General features: G+C 61.0%; 13 protein-coding genes. 12 read left to right on the top strand and 1 reads right to left on the bottom strand.

The features are described 5' to 3' along the window. Positions 1-38 precede the first annotated feature (38 nt). Positions 39-1,055 carry an alpha/beta hydrolase family protein gene (locus K9857_RS25240; protein ID WP_224540454.1) on the bottom strand — a complete coding sequence of 339 codons (1,017 nt, stop codon included), beginning with the start codon at positions 1,053-1,055 and terminating at the stop codon, positions 39-41. Positions 1,056-1,128: 73 nt separating this feature from the next. On the opposite strand from K9857_RS25240, the gene K9857_RS25235 reads away from it, so the two are divergent. The 12 genes from K9857_RS25235 to trpC all read left to right on the top strand — a co-directional run bounded on the left by K9857_RS25235 (position 1,129) and on the right by trpC (position 14,899). After that, the gene (locus K9857_RS25235; RefSeq protein WP_224540452.1) at positions 1,129-3,525 is read left to right on the top strand and encodes a PAS domain S-box protein; all 2,397 of its coding nucleotides are present in this window, start codon (positions 1,129-1,131) and stop codon (positions 3,523-3,525) included. A 123-nt stretch (positions 3,526-3,648) separates the two neighbouring features. Beyond that, positions 3,649-4,278: a response regulator gene (locus K9857_RS25230; protein ID WP_224540450.1), complete on the top strand. Its 630-nt coding sequence runs from the start codon at positions 3,649-3,651 to the stop codon at positions 4,276-4,278. A 237-nt stretch (positions 4,279-4,515) separates the two neighbouring features. After that, positions 4,516-5,640 carry an ABC transporter ATP-binding protein gene (locus tag K9857_RS25225; protein WP_224540448.1) on the top strand — a complete coding sequence of 375 codons (1,125 nt, stop codon included), beginning with the start codon at positions 4,516-4,518 and terminating at the stop codon, positions 5,638-5,640. A 47-nt stretch (positions 5,641-5,687) separates the two neighbouring features. Continuing rightward, entirely contained in the window at positions 5,688-6,731 is a 1,044-nt protein-coding gene (locus tag K9857_RS25220; RefSeq protein WP_224540446.1) for an ABC transporter substrate-binding protein, read from the top strand. A gap of 212 nt (positions 6,732-6,943) precedes the next feature. Beyond that, on the top strand, positions 6,944-8,191 hold the full coding sequence (locus tag K9857_RS25215; RefSeq protein WP_224540443.1) for an ABC transporter permease: 1,248 nt from the start codon (positions 6,944-6,946) through the stop codon (positions 8,189-8,191). A 13-nt stretch (positions 8,192-8,204) separates the two neighbouring features. After that, positions 8,205-9,029, top strand: a complete 825-nt coding sequence (locus tag K9857_RS25210; protein WP_224540441.1) for an ABC transporter permease — start codon at positions 8,205-8,207, stop codon at positions 9,027-9,029. A gap of 228 nt (positions 9,030-9,257) precedes the next feature. Next, the gene (gene rpe / locus K9857_RS25205; protein WP_053162900.1) at positions 9,258-9,932 is read left to right on the top strand and encodes a ribulose-phosphate 3-epimerase; all 675 of its coding nucleotides are present in this window, start codon (positions 9,258-9,260) and stop codon (positions 9,930-9,932) included. Then, a complete protein-coding gene (locus K9857_RS25200) occupies positions 9,929-10,747 on the top strand; it encodes a phosphoglycolate phosphatase (protein WP_224540439.1) in 819 nt (272 codons plus the stop codon). Before rpe ends, K9857_RS25200 begins: the two co-directional genes overlap by 4 nt. Before the next feature lie 70 nt (positions 10,748-10,817). Next, positions 10,818-12,299 (top strand): anthranilate synthase component I, encoded by a 1,482-nt coding sequence (trpE, locus tag K9857_RS25195; protein WP_224540437.1) that lies wholly within the window; start codon positions 10,818-10,820, stop codon positions 12,297-12,299. 114 nt (positions 12,300-12,413) lie between these two features. Further along, a complete protein-coding gene (locus K9857_RS25190; protein WP_224540435.1) occupies positions 12,414-13,007 on the top strand; it encodes an aminodeoxychorismate/anthranilate synthase component II in 594 nt (197 codons plus the stop codon). Positions 13,008-13,016: 9 nt separating this feature from the next. Next, positions 13,017-14,066, top strand: coding sequence for an anthranilate phosphoribosyltransferase (gene trpD, locus K9857_RS25185; protein WP_224540434.1), 1,050 nt, complete (start codon positions 13,017-13,019; stop codon positions 14,064-14,066). Continuing rightward, the gene (trpC, locus tag K9857_RS25180; protein ID WP_224540432.1) at positions 14,063-14,899 is read left to right on the top strand and encodes an indole-3-glycerol phosphate synthase TrpC; all 837 of its coding nucleotides are present in this window, start codon (positions 14,063-14,065) and stop codon (positions 14,897-14,899) included. Before trpD ends, trpC begins: the two co-directional genes overlap by 4 nt. The last annotated feature ends 17 nt before the right edge of the window (positions 14,900-14,916 follow it).

Genomic DNA, 14,916 nt, shown 5'->3' with positions numbered 1-14,916 from the left:
GGGAGCGAGCCTGCTCGCGATGGGTTCAACCCGATCTATCAATCCGCCGCATTTTGCGGATTCAACCAACCCCGCACCCGGCGCACCAGTTGCTCCTGCTGCGCCTTGCTATCCCCCGGCAAAGCCTTGAGCGACACCTGGCTGAAGGTCGAGTCCTTCAAGCGTTTGCTTGCCTGCAGGCGGGCCAGCGCCGCATTGCGGTCCAGCGGTTTATCCATATAGAAAATGTCTGCGGTGGGCAGCTTCAGGTTTGGCGCAAGCTCGTCCAGTTCCGGCTTGGCCTGGACAGGCGTCTGCGCGGCGATCATGACGAACCGCTCGATTTGCGAAGGCTGCTTCTCGCTCAGATAGCGCGCGGCCCAGTAGGCGCCAGTGCCATGCCCCAGCACGACGATGCTGCGAGCGCTTTGCTGTTCGGCATAGGCGATGGCCGCGTCGATACGGGTGAAGATCCGTTCGGCATCCGCATTGGATTGTTCTTCGCTGGTTTCGGCAACCGGCTTGTCAGCGACCTCGGCTTCCCCGGCTTCACCACCCGCTGCCTGCTCGATGGGCGCGGCGGTCGTGGAGTCCTTGCTGGCGGTGTCTGGAACCTTGGGCGCTGGCGGCGCTTCGGCAACTCGTGGCGCAATGGCATCGCTTTGCAGGTCCGGCAAGGTGATACTCAGGCTGCTCCATTGTGCGTTCGGTAAATTGCGCCGTAACGGACCGATTGCCTGAGGCCAGTCAGCGGTTTCGCCGGCGCCCGGGATGATAATCACCGCGCCCTTGGGTTCTGGCGTGTTGGCCGGTTTCCACAGAGCCAGGAAGGTGTCGCTGCCCGCTTGCAGTTGTTGCTGTTCCTGTGCAGGGATTTTTCGCTCCAGCGCCGCGGCTTCTTCCTGACTGCGCTCGGGCAGAGGCTGACGCTCTACCGGTTTTTCTTCGGCGGGTTTTTCCGCGGTAGCGTCAGGCTTGGTAGCGGGTGCCGGATCGGCAGCCTCGACGGAAAAAGCCCATGGCAGGATCAGCGACAGGCACAATGCTGGCAGTGCCAGGCGGTAGACAGGGGGCATCGGATATTCCAGGCCAGAAGTGATTCCGGCAGCCTAATGGGTTGGTCAGTATTTGTCAGGGTGTGAGAGTTCGATGATGCGTTTTCGCTGCCTGTGGGTTATCGGCTGGTTGTGGTTTCCCTTGATGGGCTGGGCAACGACGGTGCCCCCGGTGCACGTCGCGGCGCTGTCGCCCAAACAACAGCAATGGCTGGCGCAGCAGAGCGAGCTGCGCGTCGGGCTGGTGCTGCAGGCGCCTTATGCGCAATACGATCGCCGCTTGCAGCGCCTGTCCGGGGTCAACGTCGAGCTGATGAAATGGCTGGCCCGGTCGCTCAAGGTCGAGTTGAGCTGGCGCAATTTTCCTGACCTCGAACAGCTGGAAGCCGCAGCGCGCGCCGGTGAAATCGATATCGCTCCAGGCTTGACCCAGACTCCCGGAGGCCTGCGGCTGTGGCAGTTCTCCGATCCGTACATGCGTGTGCCGCAACTGGTGGTCAGCGACCAAAAAAGCACCGGCGCGGTCGAGTTGGAAAAACTCGACAGCCAGACCCGCGTCGCCGTGCGCATGCCCAGCGCCACCGCCGACTACCTGCGCAGCAACTATCCACACCTGAACCTGCAAGGCGTTCCGATCGAGCGTCAGGCGCTGCAATTGTTGTTGAGCCAGCAAGCCGGTTATGCCGTGGTGGATGAGGCGCAAATGGGCCGTCTTTCCAGCGAGCCGGAGTTCGCAGGTTTAGTGGTTGTGGGAGATATCGGCCTGCCGCAACTGCTGCGGGTGGCCACCCGGCGCGATGAGCCGGAGCTGGCGGGGATCGTCGAAACCGCGCTGCGGGCCATCCCGGCAAAGGATCTGGAAAAGCTCCACGATCAATGGCTGCAACCCAAGTATCCACGGCTGACCGAGTCGCCGGGCTTCTGGCAAAACCTCAGCCTTCTGTTCCTCGTGCTGGCACTGAGCAGCATGGCCATCGTGTATTGGCAGCGCCGTCAGCAACGCAGCCTGGAGCATCGACTGGCTGCGGCGCAGGAAGACATTGCCCTGCGCGCCGCCAGCGAGGAGGCGCTGCGACTCACCCAGTTTTCCATCGACCAGAGCACCGTCGGCATCCTCTGGGTCAACTGGGACAGCCACGTGCGCTACGCCAACCGTGCCGCCGAAACCATGCTGGGTTATTCGCCGGGCGGAACCATCGACCGGCCACTGATCGACTTCGAGCCCGGCCTGCACATGGACCGCTGGCTGAACCTGTGGAAGCGTGCCCGGGCCAGTGACGAGTCGCCGCAAAGCTTCGAAACCAACTGCCTGCGCGCCGATGGCAGCATTTTGCCGGCGGATGTGTCACTGAGTTTCCTGCGTTTTCGCGATGGCGAGTACCTGGTGGTCTACCTCACCGACGTCACCGAACGCCGCCGCGCCCTGGCTGCGCTGCGGGAAAGTGAAGCGCGGCTGCAAGGGATCGCGGCCAACGTGCCAGGGCTGGTTTTTCGCCTGGAACGGGCGCCGGTGTCAGGGCAGATCGACTTTGCCTATATCAGCGAAGGCAGCGAAACCCTGGTGGGTTACTCGCCGGCCACCCTGGCTCATCGCGACAAAGGTCTGCGCAGTCTCGTGCACCCGGACGACAAGGCCAGCTATCACCAGACCCAGGACCATGCGCTGGACACCGATAGCGACTGGTCGTGGCAAGGTCGGATTCTTACGCGTCAGGGCGAGCAGCGCTGGGCGGAAATCAAGGCGATTACCCGACAGCTGGAGGACGGTGCCTACGTCTGGGACGGCATCGTCTGGGACATCAGCGAAAGCAAGCGCATCGAGCTGGAGCTGGCCAGCTCCCGGGAACAATTGCGGGAACTCTCCGCGCATCTGGAGAGCGTGCGCGAGGAGGAAAAGGCGCGCATTGCCCGAGAGGTTCACGACGAACTGGGGCAGATGTTGACCGTGTTGAAGCTGGAAACCTCCATGTGCGAACTGGCCTACGCGCAGCTCGATCCTGGTCTCAACGAGCGCTTGAACAGCATGAAGCGCCTGATTGCCCAGTTGTTCCAGCTGGTGCGCGATGTGGCGACGGCGTTGCGTCCGCCGATTCTCGATGCGGGCATCGCTTCGGCCATCGAGTGGCAGGCCCGGCGCTTCGAGGCGCGTACGCAGATTCCGTGTCTGGTGCAGGTGCCAGAGAGTTTGCCGCTGCTCAGTGATGCCAAAGCCGTCGGCCTGTTTCGCATCCTTCAGGAGGCGCTGACCAATGTCATGCGTCACGCTCAGGCGCATACTGTCGAACTGACACTGTCCATTGAGGGCGACGAACTGTGTCTGGCCGTCAGCGATGATGGCGTAGGATTTGTCGCAGAGGCTGAGCGGCCGACCTCCTTTGGGCTGGTGGGGATGCGCGAGCGGGTGCTGATCCTGGGTGGGCAGTTGTTGCTGGAGAGTGAGCCGGGGGAGGGGACGACCCTGATTGTGCGGGTGCCGTTGGATGTGGCCTGAATAATTGATGTCGACTGTTCCGACGCCTTCGCGGGCAAGCCCGCTCCCACAGGGGTGAGTAAGTTTCCGAAACATCTGGGAGAGCGAGTCTGCTCGCGATAGATCCTGAATCTGGAGAAGAACGTGATCCGTGTACTGGTAGCCGAAGACCACACCATCGTCCGCGAAGGCATCAAGCAACTGATCGGCCTGGCCAAGGACTTGCTGGTGGTGGGGGAGGCGAGCAATGGCGAGCAGCTGCTGGAGACCCTGCGGCATGTGCCTTGCGAGGTGGTGTTGCTCGATATCTCGATGCCGGGAGTGAATGGCCTGGAGGCGATCCCGCGGATTCGTGCGCTGAACAATCCACCGGTGATCCTGGTGTTGTCGATGCACGACGAAGCGCAGATGGCGGCTCGGGCGTTGAAGGTCGGCGCCGCCGGCTACGCGACCAAGGACAGCGATCCGTCCCTGCTGCTGACGGCCATCCGCCGGGTCGCGGCGGGTGGTCGTTATATCGATCCTGACCTGGCCGATCGGATGGTTTTCGAAGTGGGGCTGACCGATTCGCGACCGTTGCATTCATTGCTCTCCGAGCGCGAATTTTCCGTGTTCGAGCGCCTGGCCCAGGGCGCCAACGTCAACGACATCGCCCAGCAACTGGCGTTGAGCAGCAAGACCATCAGCACCCACAAGGCGCGACTGATGCAGAAGCTCAACATCAGCTCCCTGGCCGAGCTGGTCAAATACGCCATGGAACACAAACTCCTCTGACGATCATCACAGTGGCTTATCCATTTACGACACGCCTCAATGCTGCTTTTGCCTTTACTTGCCGCTTGCAGCTCGTAGTTGCCCACTGCTTTTATCCAAACGCGCCATCCTTGTAGGGCAATCCCTACCCCCAACCTTCCATCGTGCTGAGGCGATTCTCTCCTGCGGCCCGATTTGCGTGGTCTGCAGCGTCCACTAGGCTTAGTCCACAGCAGTCATCACAACAAAGGTGTGGGTATGAGCCAGGTCGATTCAAGTGCAGGGGCCAATGATGTTCTGGTCAGCTTTCGTGGAGTGCAGAAGAGCTACGACGGCGAGAACCTTATCGTCAAAGACCTCAACCTGGACATTCGCAAAGGCGAATTCCTCACCCTGCTCGGGCCGTCCGGCTCGGGCAAGACCACCAGCCTTATGATGCTCGCCGGTTTCGAAACACCGACCGCGGGTGAAATCCTGCTGGGCGGACGTTCGATCAACAACGTGCCGCCGCACAAGCGTGACATCGGCATGGTGTTCCAGAACTACGCGCTGTTCCCGCACATGACCGTCGCCGAGAACCTGGCATTTCCCCTGACCGTACGCGGCCTGAGCAAGAGCGAGGTCGGGGACAAGGTCAAGCACGTGTTGAACATGGTGCAGCTCAACAGCTTCGCCCAGCGCTATCCGGGGCAACTGTCCGGCGGCCAGCAACAGCGTGTGGCACTGGCCCGCGCGCTGGTGTTCGAGCCGCAGCTGGTGCTGATGGACGAACCTCTCGGCGCTCTCGACAAGCAACTGCGTGAACACATGCAGATGGAAATCAAACACCTGCACCAGCGCCTGGGCGTGACCGTGGTCTACGTGACCCACGACCAGGGCGAAGCCCTGACCATGTCCGACCGGGTGGCGGTGTTCCATCAGGGCGAGATTCAGCAGATCGCGCCTCCACGCACGCTGTATGAAGAGCCGAAAAACACCTTCGTCGCCAACTTCATTGGCGAAAACAACCGTCTTAACGGCCGTCTGCACAGCCAGACCGGCGACCGCTGCGTCGTGGAGCTGGGGCGTGGTGAAAAAGTTGAAGCCCTGGCGGTGAACGTCGGCAAGACCGGCGAGCCGGTGACTTTATCCATTCGCCCGGAGCGCGTGAGCCTCAATGGCTCGAGCGAGTCGTGCATCAACCGCTTCTCGGGACGGGTGGCGGAATTCATCTATCTGGGCGACCACGTCCGGGTTCGCCTGGAAGTCTGTGGCAAGACCGACTTCTTCGTGAAACAACCGATTGCCGAGCTCGATCCTGCGCTTGCGGTCGGCGACGTGGTTCCGCTTGGCTGGCAGGTCGAACACGTTCGTGCGCTCGACCCGATTCTAGAGGCGAACTGATCGCCCCGCTGCAACAACACCAACCCTGCACGTGGAGAGAACAATAAATGTTGAGATCCCTGAAATTCACCGCTTTGGCACTGGGCATGATGGGGGCTGCGAGCGCAATGGCCGCAGGCCCGGACCTGACCGTGGTGTCCTTTGGCGGGGCGAACAAGGCCGCACAGGTCAAGGCCTTCTACGCACCGTGGGAAGCGGCTGGCAACGGCAAGATCGTCGCGGGCGAATACAACGGCGAAATGGCCAAGGTCAAAGCCATGGTCGATACCAAGAGCGTGTCCTGGGACCTGGTGGAAGTTGAATCGCCAGAACTGTCCCGTGGTTGCGACGAAGACATGTTCGAGCAACTGGATCCTGCGCTGTTCGGCAAAACCGAAGATTACGTCAAAGGCGCCATCCAGCCATGCGGCGTGGGCTTCTTCGTGTGGTCGACCGTGCTGGCCTACAACGCCGACAAGCTGAAAACCGCACCGACCAGCTGGGCGGATTTCTGGGACACCAAGCAATTCCCGGGCAAGCGTGGCCTGCGTAAAGGCGCCAAGTACACCATGGAATTCGCGCTGATGGCCGACGGCGTTGCGCCGAAAGACGTCTACAAAGTGCTGGCCAGCAAGGATGGTCAGGACCGCGCGTTCAAGAAGCTCGATGAACTCAAACCAAGCATCCAGTGGTGGGAAGCCGGCGCACAGCCGCCGCAATACCTGGCCTCCGGTGACGTGGTCATGAGTTCGGCCTACAACGGTCGTATCGCTGCCGTGCAGAAAGAAAGCAACCTGAAAGTGGTGTGGAACGGCGGCATCTACGACTTCGACGCATGGGCCATTCCGAAGGGCCTGGACAAGGCGCGTGCCGAGGCTGCGAAGAAATTCATCGCCTTCTCGGTGCAGCCACAGCAGCAGAAGACCTACTCGGAAAACATCGCCTACGGTCCGGCCAACACCCAGGCTGTGCCGCTGCTGGCCAAGGATGTCCTGAAAGACATGCCGACCACCCCGGAAAACATCGCCAACCAGGTGCAGATCGACGTCAGCTTCTGGGCTGATAACGGCGAGCAACTGGAACAGCGCTTCAACGCCTGGGCTGCGAAGTAAACAGAGGCTAAGCCCTCTTGTGGGGCTGACCATGTGGCGAGGGGGCTTGCCCCCGTTGGGTCGCGTAGCGGCCCCAAAACCTGCAATCGCGATGTATCAGATACACCGAGTGCACTGGTTTTACGACTGCTTCGCAGCCGAACGGGGGCAAGCCCCCTCGCCACAGGTCCGCTCCCACCTTTTCGATTGATCAAAGATTTCCGGAGTACGCCATGGCTATCGCCGTTCCCGTGAACGCGGGCACTGACCCCACCTTGAAACAGCGGCTCAAGCACGCCGAGCGGGTCAACCGCTGGAAGGCCCAGGCGTTGATCGCGCCGCTGGTGCTGTTTCTGCTGCTGGTGTTTCTGGTGCCGATCGTGGCGCTGCTCTACAAAAGTGTTGGCAACCCGGAAGTGGTCGGCGGCATGCCGCGCACCGTGTCGGCCATCGCCAGTTGGGACGGCCGTGGCCTGCCCGCGGAACCGGTTTACAAGGCGGCCGCCGAAGACCTCGCCGAAGCCCGCAAGAATCAGACCCTGGGCGATTTATCCAAACGCCTGAACATGGAACTGGCCGGCTACCGCAGCCTGCTGACTAAAACCGCCCGCGCCTTGCCGCTGGCCACGGAACCGACCTCCTATAAGGAAGCACTGGAAGGTCTCGATGAGCGCTGGGGCGATCCGGCCTACTGGCAAGCGGTACGCCGCAACACCAGCAGCATCACCCCTTACTACCTGCTGGCGGCGGTCGATCATCGTATCGATGACCTGGGCGAACTGGCCCCAGCCACCCCGGATCAGGCGATCTACCTGGACATTTTCGCCCGGACCTTCTGGATGGGCCTGGTCATTACCGTGATCTGCCTGGTGCTGGCCTACCCATTGGCTTACCTGCTGGCGAACCTGCCGTCGCGGCAAAGCAACCTGCTGATGATTCTGGTGCTGTTGCCGTTCTGGACCTCGATCCTGGTGCGGGTCGCGGCGTGGATCGTCCTGCTGCAATCCGGTGGCCTGATCAACAGCGGCCTGATGGCCCTGGGCATCATCGATAAACCGGTGGAACTGGTGTTCAACCGCATCGGCGTTTACATCTCCATGGTGCACATCCTGCTGCCGTTCATGATCCTGCCGATCTACAGCGTGATGAAGGGCATCTCACCGACCTACATGCGTGCGGCGATTTCCCTGGGCTGCCACCCGTTCGCCAGCTTCTGGCGGGTGTACTTCCCGCAGACCTATGCCGGTGTCGGCGCCGGTTGCCTGTTGGTGTTCATCCTCGCCATCGGCTACTACATCACCCCGGCGTTGCTGGGCAGCCCGAACGATCAGATGGTCAGCTACTTCGTCGCCTTCTATACCAACACCAGCATCAACTGGGGCATGGCGACCGCGCTCGGCGGCCTGCTGCTTCTGGCGACCGTGGTGCTTTACCTGATTTACAGCTGGCTGGTAGGCGCAAGCCGCCTGCGCTTGAGCTAAGGGGAGAAATGAAATGCTGAGTCCTTATATGTCGCCCATCGAGCGGGTGTGGTTCTACAGCTTGCGGATTCTCTGCGGCCTGATTCTGTTGTTCCTGATTCTGCCTGTGCTGGTGATCATTCCGCTGTCGTTCAACTCCGGCAGCTTCCTGGTCTACCCGCTGCAGGGCTTCTCGCTGCAGTGGTATCACGATTTCTTCGCCTCGGCGGAGTGGATGCGGGCGCTGAAGAACAGCATCATCGTCGCTCCGGCGGCCACAGTGCTGGCGATGATCTTCGGTACGTTGGCAGCGATTGGCCTGACCCGCGGCGATTTCCCGGGCAAGTCTTTGGTGATGGCGCTGGTGATTTCGCCGATGGTGGTACCGGTGGTGATCATCGGCGTGGCCAGCTATCTGTTCTTTGCGCCCCTGGGCCTGGGCAACAGCTTCTTCTCGCTGATTATCGTGCACGCGGTATTGGGTGTGCCGTTCGTCATCATTACCGTGTCGGCGACCTTGCAGGGGTTCAACCACAACCTGGTGCGGGCGGCTGCAAGCCTCGGCGCTTCGCCGCTGGTGACGTTCCGCCGGGTGACCTTGCCGCTGATTGCTCCGGGCGTGATCTCCGGTGCGTTGTTCGCCTTCGCCACGTCTTTCGACGAAGTGGTAGTGACCCTGTTCCTCGCCGGCCCCGAGCAAGCGACCCTGCCACGGCAAATGTTCAGCGGCATCCGCGAAAACCTCAGCCCGACCATCGCCGCCGCCGCGACGCTGCTGATCGCCTTCTCGGTGATCCTGCTGCTGACCCTGGAATGGCTGCGTGGACGCAGCGAGAAAATGCGCACTGCCCAAGTCTGACGCAACCCCTCCACTGTAGGAGCGAGCTTGCTCGCGATGGTCGTCAACGATAACGCGGGAAACCTGATACCCCACGGTTTCCCAGCGTTCATCGCGAGCAATGAACGTACCTGTCGATATCGAGAAAAATTACCGAGTGGCCTACTGATCATCGCGGTTACGGTGCGCGCGCCAAAGCAGGAGGTATACAATGCGCGCCATCGTGATTTGGCTCAGAAAAGGTGCGTCATGCAGCCCTTCGTAATTGCTCCGTCGATTCTCTCCGCCGACTTCGCCCGCCTGGGTGAGGAAGTGGACAATGTCCTGGCCGCCGGCGCCGACTTCGTGCACTTCGATGTCATGGACAACCATTACGTGCCCAATCTGACCATCGGCCCGATGGTCTGCGCGGCGCTGCGCAAGTACGGCGTGACCGCGCCGATCGACGCGCACCTGATGGTCAGCCCGGTAGACCGCATCGTCGGCGACTTCATCGAAGCCGGTGCGACCTACATCACCTTCCACCCGGAAGCCACTCAGCACGTCGACCGTTCCCTGCAACTGATCCGCGAAGGCGGCTGCAAGTCGGGCCTGGTGTTCAACCCGGCGACCCCGCTGGACGTGCTCAAGTACGTGATGGACAAGGTCGACATGATCCTGCTGATGAGTGTCAACCCGGGCTTCGGCGGGCAGAAGTTCATTCCCGGCACCCTCGACAAGCTGCGTGAAGCACGGGCGCTGATCGACGCTTCCGGTCGCGACATCCGCCTGGAAATCGATGGCGGCGTGAATGTGAACAACATCCGTGAAATCGCCGCGGCTGGCGCCGACACCTTCGTCGCCGGTTCGGCGATTTTCAATGCGCCGAACTACCAGGAAGTCATCGACAAGATGCGCTCCGAACTGGCGCTGGCTCGTCCATGAGCGGTTTCGAGCAGCTGTTCCCGGGAAGCCTGCCAAAGCTGGTGATGTTCGATCTGGATGGCACGCTGATCGATTCAGTCCCGGATCTCGCGGCGGCTGTGGATAACATGCTGCTCAAGCTCGGTCGCCAACCTGCCGGCATCGAAGCGGTGCGCGAGTGGGTTGGCAACGGCGCCCCGGTGCTGGTGCGTCGGGCGCTGGCCGGTGCTCTGGACCATTCGGCGGTGGACGATGCTGAGGCCGAACGCGCGCTGGAAATCTTCATGCAGGCCTACGGCGAAAGCCATGAGCTGACCGTGGTCTACCCCGGTGTGCGCGACACCCTGAAATGGCTGCACAAGCAGGGCGTCGAGATGGCGCTGATCACCAACAAGCCGGAGCGCTTCGTCGCTCCGCTGCTGGATCAAATGAAAATCGGTCGGTATTTCCGGCTGATCATCGGCGGTGACACCCTGCCACAGAAAAAACCGGACCCGGCCGCGCTGTTTTTCGTGATGAAAATGACCAACATCCCGGCCTCGCAATCCTTGTTTGTCGGCGATTCGCGCAGCGATGTGCAGGCGGCGAAGGCGGCTGGGGTCAAGTGTGTGGCGTTGAGTTACGGGTACAACCACGGTCGCCCGATTGCCGAAGAGTCGCCGGCGCTGGTCATCGACGATCTGCGCAAGCTAATTCCCGGTTGCCTGGACCCGGCCGCTGAGATAACGTTGGCCGACGTTGTTCAACCCCCTTCTGGAAACGCCATCGTGGTGGTCACTCGCAAACTCTGGATGAAAGTTATCAAGGCCCTGGCCCGTTGGCGTTGGCGCGCCTGACTTTTTCCTGGCCGGTCATCCGGCGCGTTTGCATACCTGACTGTTAGACCCTCAAGCCACGAGGCATATCATGATCCGCGAAGAATTCCTGCGTTTGGCCGCTGCCGGCTATAACCGCATCCCGCTTGCCTGCGAAACCCTGGCTGACTTCGACACACCGCTGTCGATCTACCTGAAACTAGCCGACGAACCCAATTCCTATCTGCTCGAGTCGGTACAGGGCGGCGAGAAGTGGGGCCGTTACTCGATCATCGGCCTGCCGTGCCGCACCGTGATGCGTGTTCACGATCATCACGTCAGCGTGACCGTCGATGGCGTCGAGACCGAAAGCCATGACGTGGAAGACCCGCTGGCCTTCGTCGAAACCTTCAAGGCCCGCTACAACGTGCCGACCATCGCCGGCCTGCCGCGCTTCAACGGCGGTCTGGTGGGGTATTTCGGCTATGACTGCGTGCGTTATGTGGAAAAGCGCCTGGGCAAGTGCCCGAACCCGGATCCGCTGGGCGTGCCGGACATTCTGCTGATGGTGTCCGATGCGGTCGTCGTATTCGACAATCTGGCCGGCAAGATGCACGCAATCGTCCTGGCCGACCCGTCGCAGGAAGACGCATTCGAACAAGGCCGTGCCCGTCTGGAAGAACTGCTGGAGAAACTCCGCCAGCCGATCACCCCGCGCCGTGGTCTGGATTTCAGCAAGCAGCAAGCGGCTGATCCGGTGTTCCGCTCAAGTTTCACCCAAGGTGATTACGAAAAAGCCGTCGACACCATCAAGGAATACATCCTGGCTGGCGATTGCATGCAGGTCGTGCCGTCGCAGCGCATGTCGATCGACTTCAAGGCAGCGCCCATCGATCTGTACCGCGCGCTGCGCTGCTTCAACCCTACGCCGTATATGTACTTCTTCAACTTCGGCGATTTCCACGTCGTCGGCAGTTCGCCGGAAGTGCTGGTACGGGTAGAAGACAACCTGATTACCGTACGCCCGATTGCCGGCACCCGCCCGCGTGGCGCCAACGAAGAGGCTGATCTGGCGCTGGAGAAAGACCTGCTGTCGGACGCCAAGGAAATCGCCGAGCACCTGATGCTGATCGACCTCGGTCGCAACGACACCGGTCGTGTATCGGAAATCGGTTCGGTGAAGCTCACCGAGAAGATGGTCATCGAGCGTTATTCCAACGTGATGCACATCGTTTCCAACGTCACCGGCCAATTGAAGGAAGGCCTGACGGCGATGGACGCGCTGCGGGCGATTCTGCCGGCGGGCACCTTGTCCGGCGCACCGAAAATCCGCGCCATGGAAATCATCGATGAACTGGAACCGGTCAAGCGTGGTGTCTACGGCGGCGCCGTCGGCTACTTCGCCTGGAACGGCAACATGGACACCGCCATCGCGATTCGCACGGCGGTGATCAAGAACGGCGAACTGCACGTGCAGGCCGGCGGCGGCATCGTCGCCGACTCGGTGCCGGCGCTGGAATGGGAAGAAACCCTGAACAAGCGCCGCGCGATGTTCCGTGCGGTGGCTCTGGCTGAACAAACTCCACAAGGCTGACCGATGAGCGTTGCCCGCATGCAGGCCGCCTTGAGCGATCAAGCGCTGGACGCTGCGGGCCACTCACCCGAAAGCCGTATTAGTAGTCAGTGAATTCAAGAGGTTCTTAACGCCATGTTGCTGATGATCGATAACTACGACTCTTTTACTTACAACGTTGTGCAATACCTGGGCGAGCTCGGTGCCGAGGTCAAAGTCGTGCGCAACGATGAGCTCACCATCGCCGAAATCGAAGCTCTCAACCCCGAGCGGATCGTCGTTTCCCCTGGTCCGTGCACGCCAACCGAAGCGGGCGTCTCGATTGATGTGATCAAGCATTTCGGCGGCAAACTGCCGATTCTGGGCGTCTGCCTGGGCCATCAGTCCATCGGCCAGGCCTTTGGCGGCGATGTGGTCCGTGCTCGCCAGGTGATGCACGGCAAGACCAGCCCGGTGTTCCACGAAGACAAGGGCGTATTCGAAGGCCTGAATCATCCGCTGACGGTTACCCGCTACCACTCGCTGATCGTCAAGCGCGAAACTCTGCCCGAATGCCTGGAGCTGACCGCCTGGACCCAGCACGAAGACGGTTCAGTCGACGAGATCATGGGCCTGCGCCACAAGACATTGAACATCGAAGGTGTGCAGTTCCACCCTGAGTCTATCCTGACCGAACAGGGCCACGAACTCTTCGCCAACTTCCTCAAACAAACCGGCGGCACGCGCTAAGGATCTTTCATGAATATCAAGACAGCCTTGAGCCGTATCGTCGATCACCTCGACCTCAGCACCGAAGAAATGCGCTCCGTGATGCGCGAAATCATGACCGGGCAGTGCACGGACGCGCAGATTGGCGCGTTCATGATGGCCATGCGCATGAAGAGCGAGAGCATCGACGAAATCGTCGGCGCCGTGTCGGTGATGCGCGAGCTGGCGGACAAAGTCGAACTCAAGACTCTCCACGGTGTGGTCGATGTGGTGGGCACCGGCGGTGACGGTGCCAATATCTTCAACGTGTCGACCGCCTCTGCTTTCGTGGTTTCGGCGGCCGGTTGCACCGTGGCCAAGCACGGTAACCGTGCGGTTTCCGGCAAGAGCGGCAGTGCCGACCTGCTGGAAGCGGCCGGCATCTATCTGAACCTGACTCCGGTACAAGTGGCGCGCTGCATCGATAACGTCGGTATCGGTTTCATGTTCGCCCAGACCCACCACAGCGCCATGAAGCACGCCGCCGCTCCGCGCAAGGAGCTGGGGCTGCGTACCCTGTTCAACATGCTCGGCCCGCTTACGAATCCGGCCGGTGTGAAACATCAGGTGGTGGGCGTGTTCACCCAGGCCTTGTGCCGGCCGCTGGCAGAAGTGTTGCAGCGTCTGGGCAGCAAGCATGTGCTGGTGGTGCATTCCAAGGATGGCCTGGACGAATTCAGTCTGGCTGCACCGACCTTCGTCGCTGAATTGAAGAATGATCAGATCACCGAATACTGGGTCGAACCTGAAGACCTGGGCATGAAAAGCCAGAGCCTGCATGGTCTGGCTGTCGAAAGCCCGGAAGCTTCCCTTGAGTTGATTCGCGATGCACTGGGCAAGCGCAAAACTGAAAACGGTCAGAAGGCTGCCGAAATGATCATGCTCAATGCGGGCGCCGCGTTGTACGCCGCCGATCACGCCAGCAGTCTCAAAGAGGGCGTTGCCCTGGCGCACGATGCGCTGCATACAGGCCTGGCTCGGGAGAAACTCGAGGAGCTGGGCGCATTTACCGCGGTATTCAAAGTGGAGAATGAGGGATGAGTGTACCGACGGTTCTGGAAAAGATTCTGGCGCGCAAGGTTGAGGAAGTGGCCGAGCGCAGCGCTCGCGTCAGCCTCGCCGAGCTTGAGAATCTGGCCAAGGCGGCCGATGCACCCCGTGGTTTTGCCAAGGCGTTGCTGGATCAGGCCAAGCTGAAACAACCGGCAGTCATTGCCGAGATCAAGAAAGCGTCGCCAAGCAAAGGCGTGATCCGCGAGAACTTCGTTCCTGCCGATATCGCCAAAAGCTACGAGAAAGGCGGCGCGACCTGCCTGTCGGTGCTGACCGATATCGATTACTTCCAGGGCGCCGACGCCTACCTGCAGCAGGCCCGCGCGGCGTGCAAGCTGCCGGTGATCCGCAAGGATTTCATGATCGATCCGTACCAGATCGTCGAAGCCCGTGCATTGGGCGCCGACTGCGTGCTGTTGATCGTGTCCGCCCTGGATGACGTGAAAATGGCCGAGCTGGCATCCGTGGCCAAAGATGTCGGTCTTGATGTGCTGGTGGAGGTTCACGACGGCGACGAGCTGGAGCGGGCCCTGAAAACCCTCGACACGCCATTGGTCGGTATCAACAACCGCAACCTGCACACCTTCGATGTCAGCCTGGAAACCACGCTCGACCTATTGCCGCGCGTTCCCCGTGATCGCCTGGTCATCACCGAAAGCGGCATTCTCAATCGGGCGGATGTCGAGCTGATGGAAATCAGCGACGTTTATGCGTTCCTGGTGGGTGAAGCGTTCATGCGCGCCGAGAGCCCGGGTACCGAGTTGCAGCGTCTGTTCTTCCCTGAGCGTGGTGTTCCGGTAAGCGGTTCTACCCTCGACTGATTGAGTCGACCCGATCG

This window comes from Pseudomonas sp. REP124 (assembly GCF_020164475.1).
Classification (GTDB): domain Bacteria; phylum Pseudomonadota; class Gammaproteobacteria; order Pseudomonadales; family Pseudomonadaceae; genus Aquipseudomonas.
The sequence above is the reverse complement of the archived record's forward strand: the minus strand, read 5'-3'. Positions and strand labels throughout refer to the sequence as shown.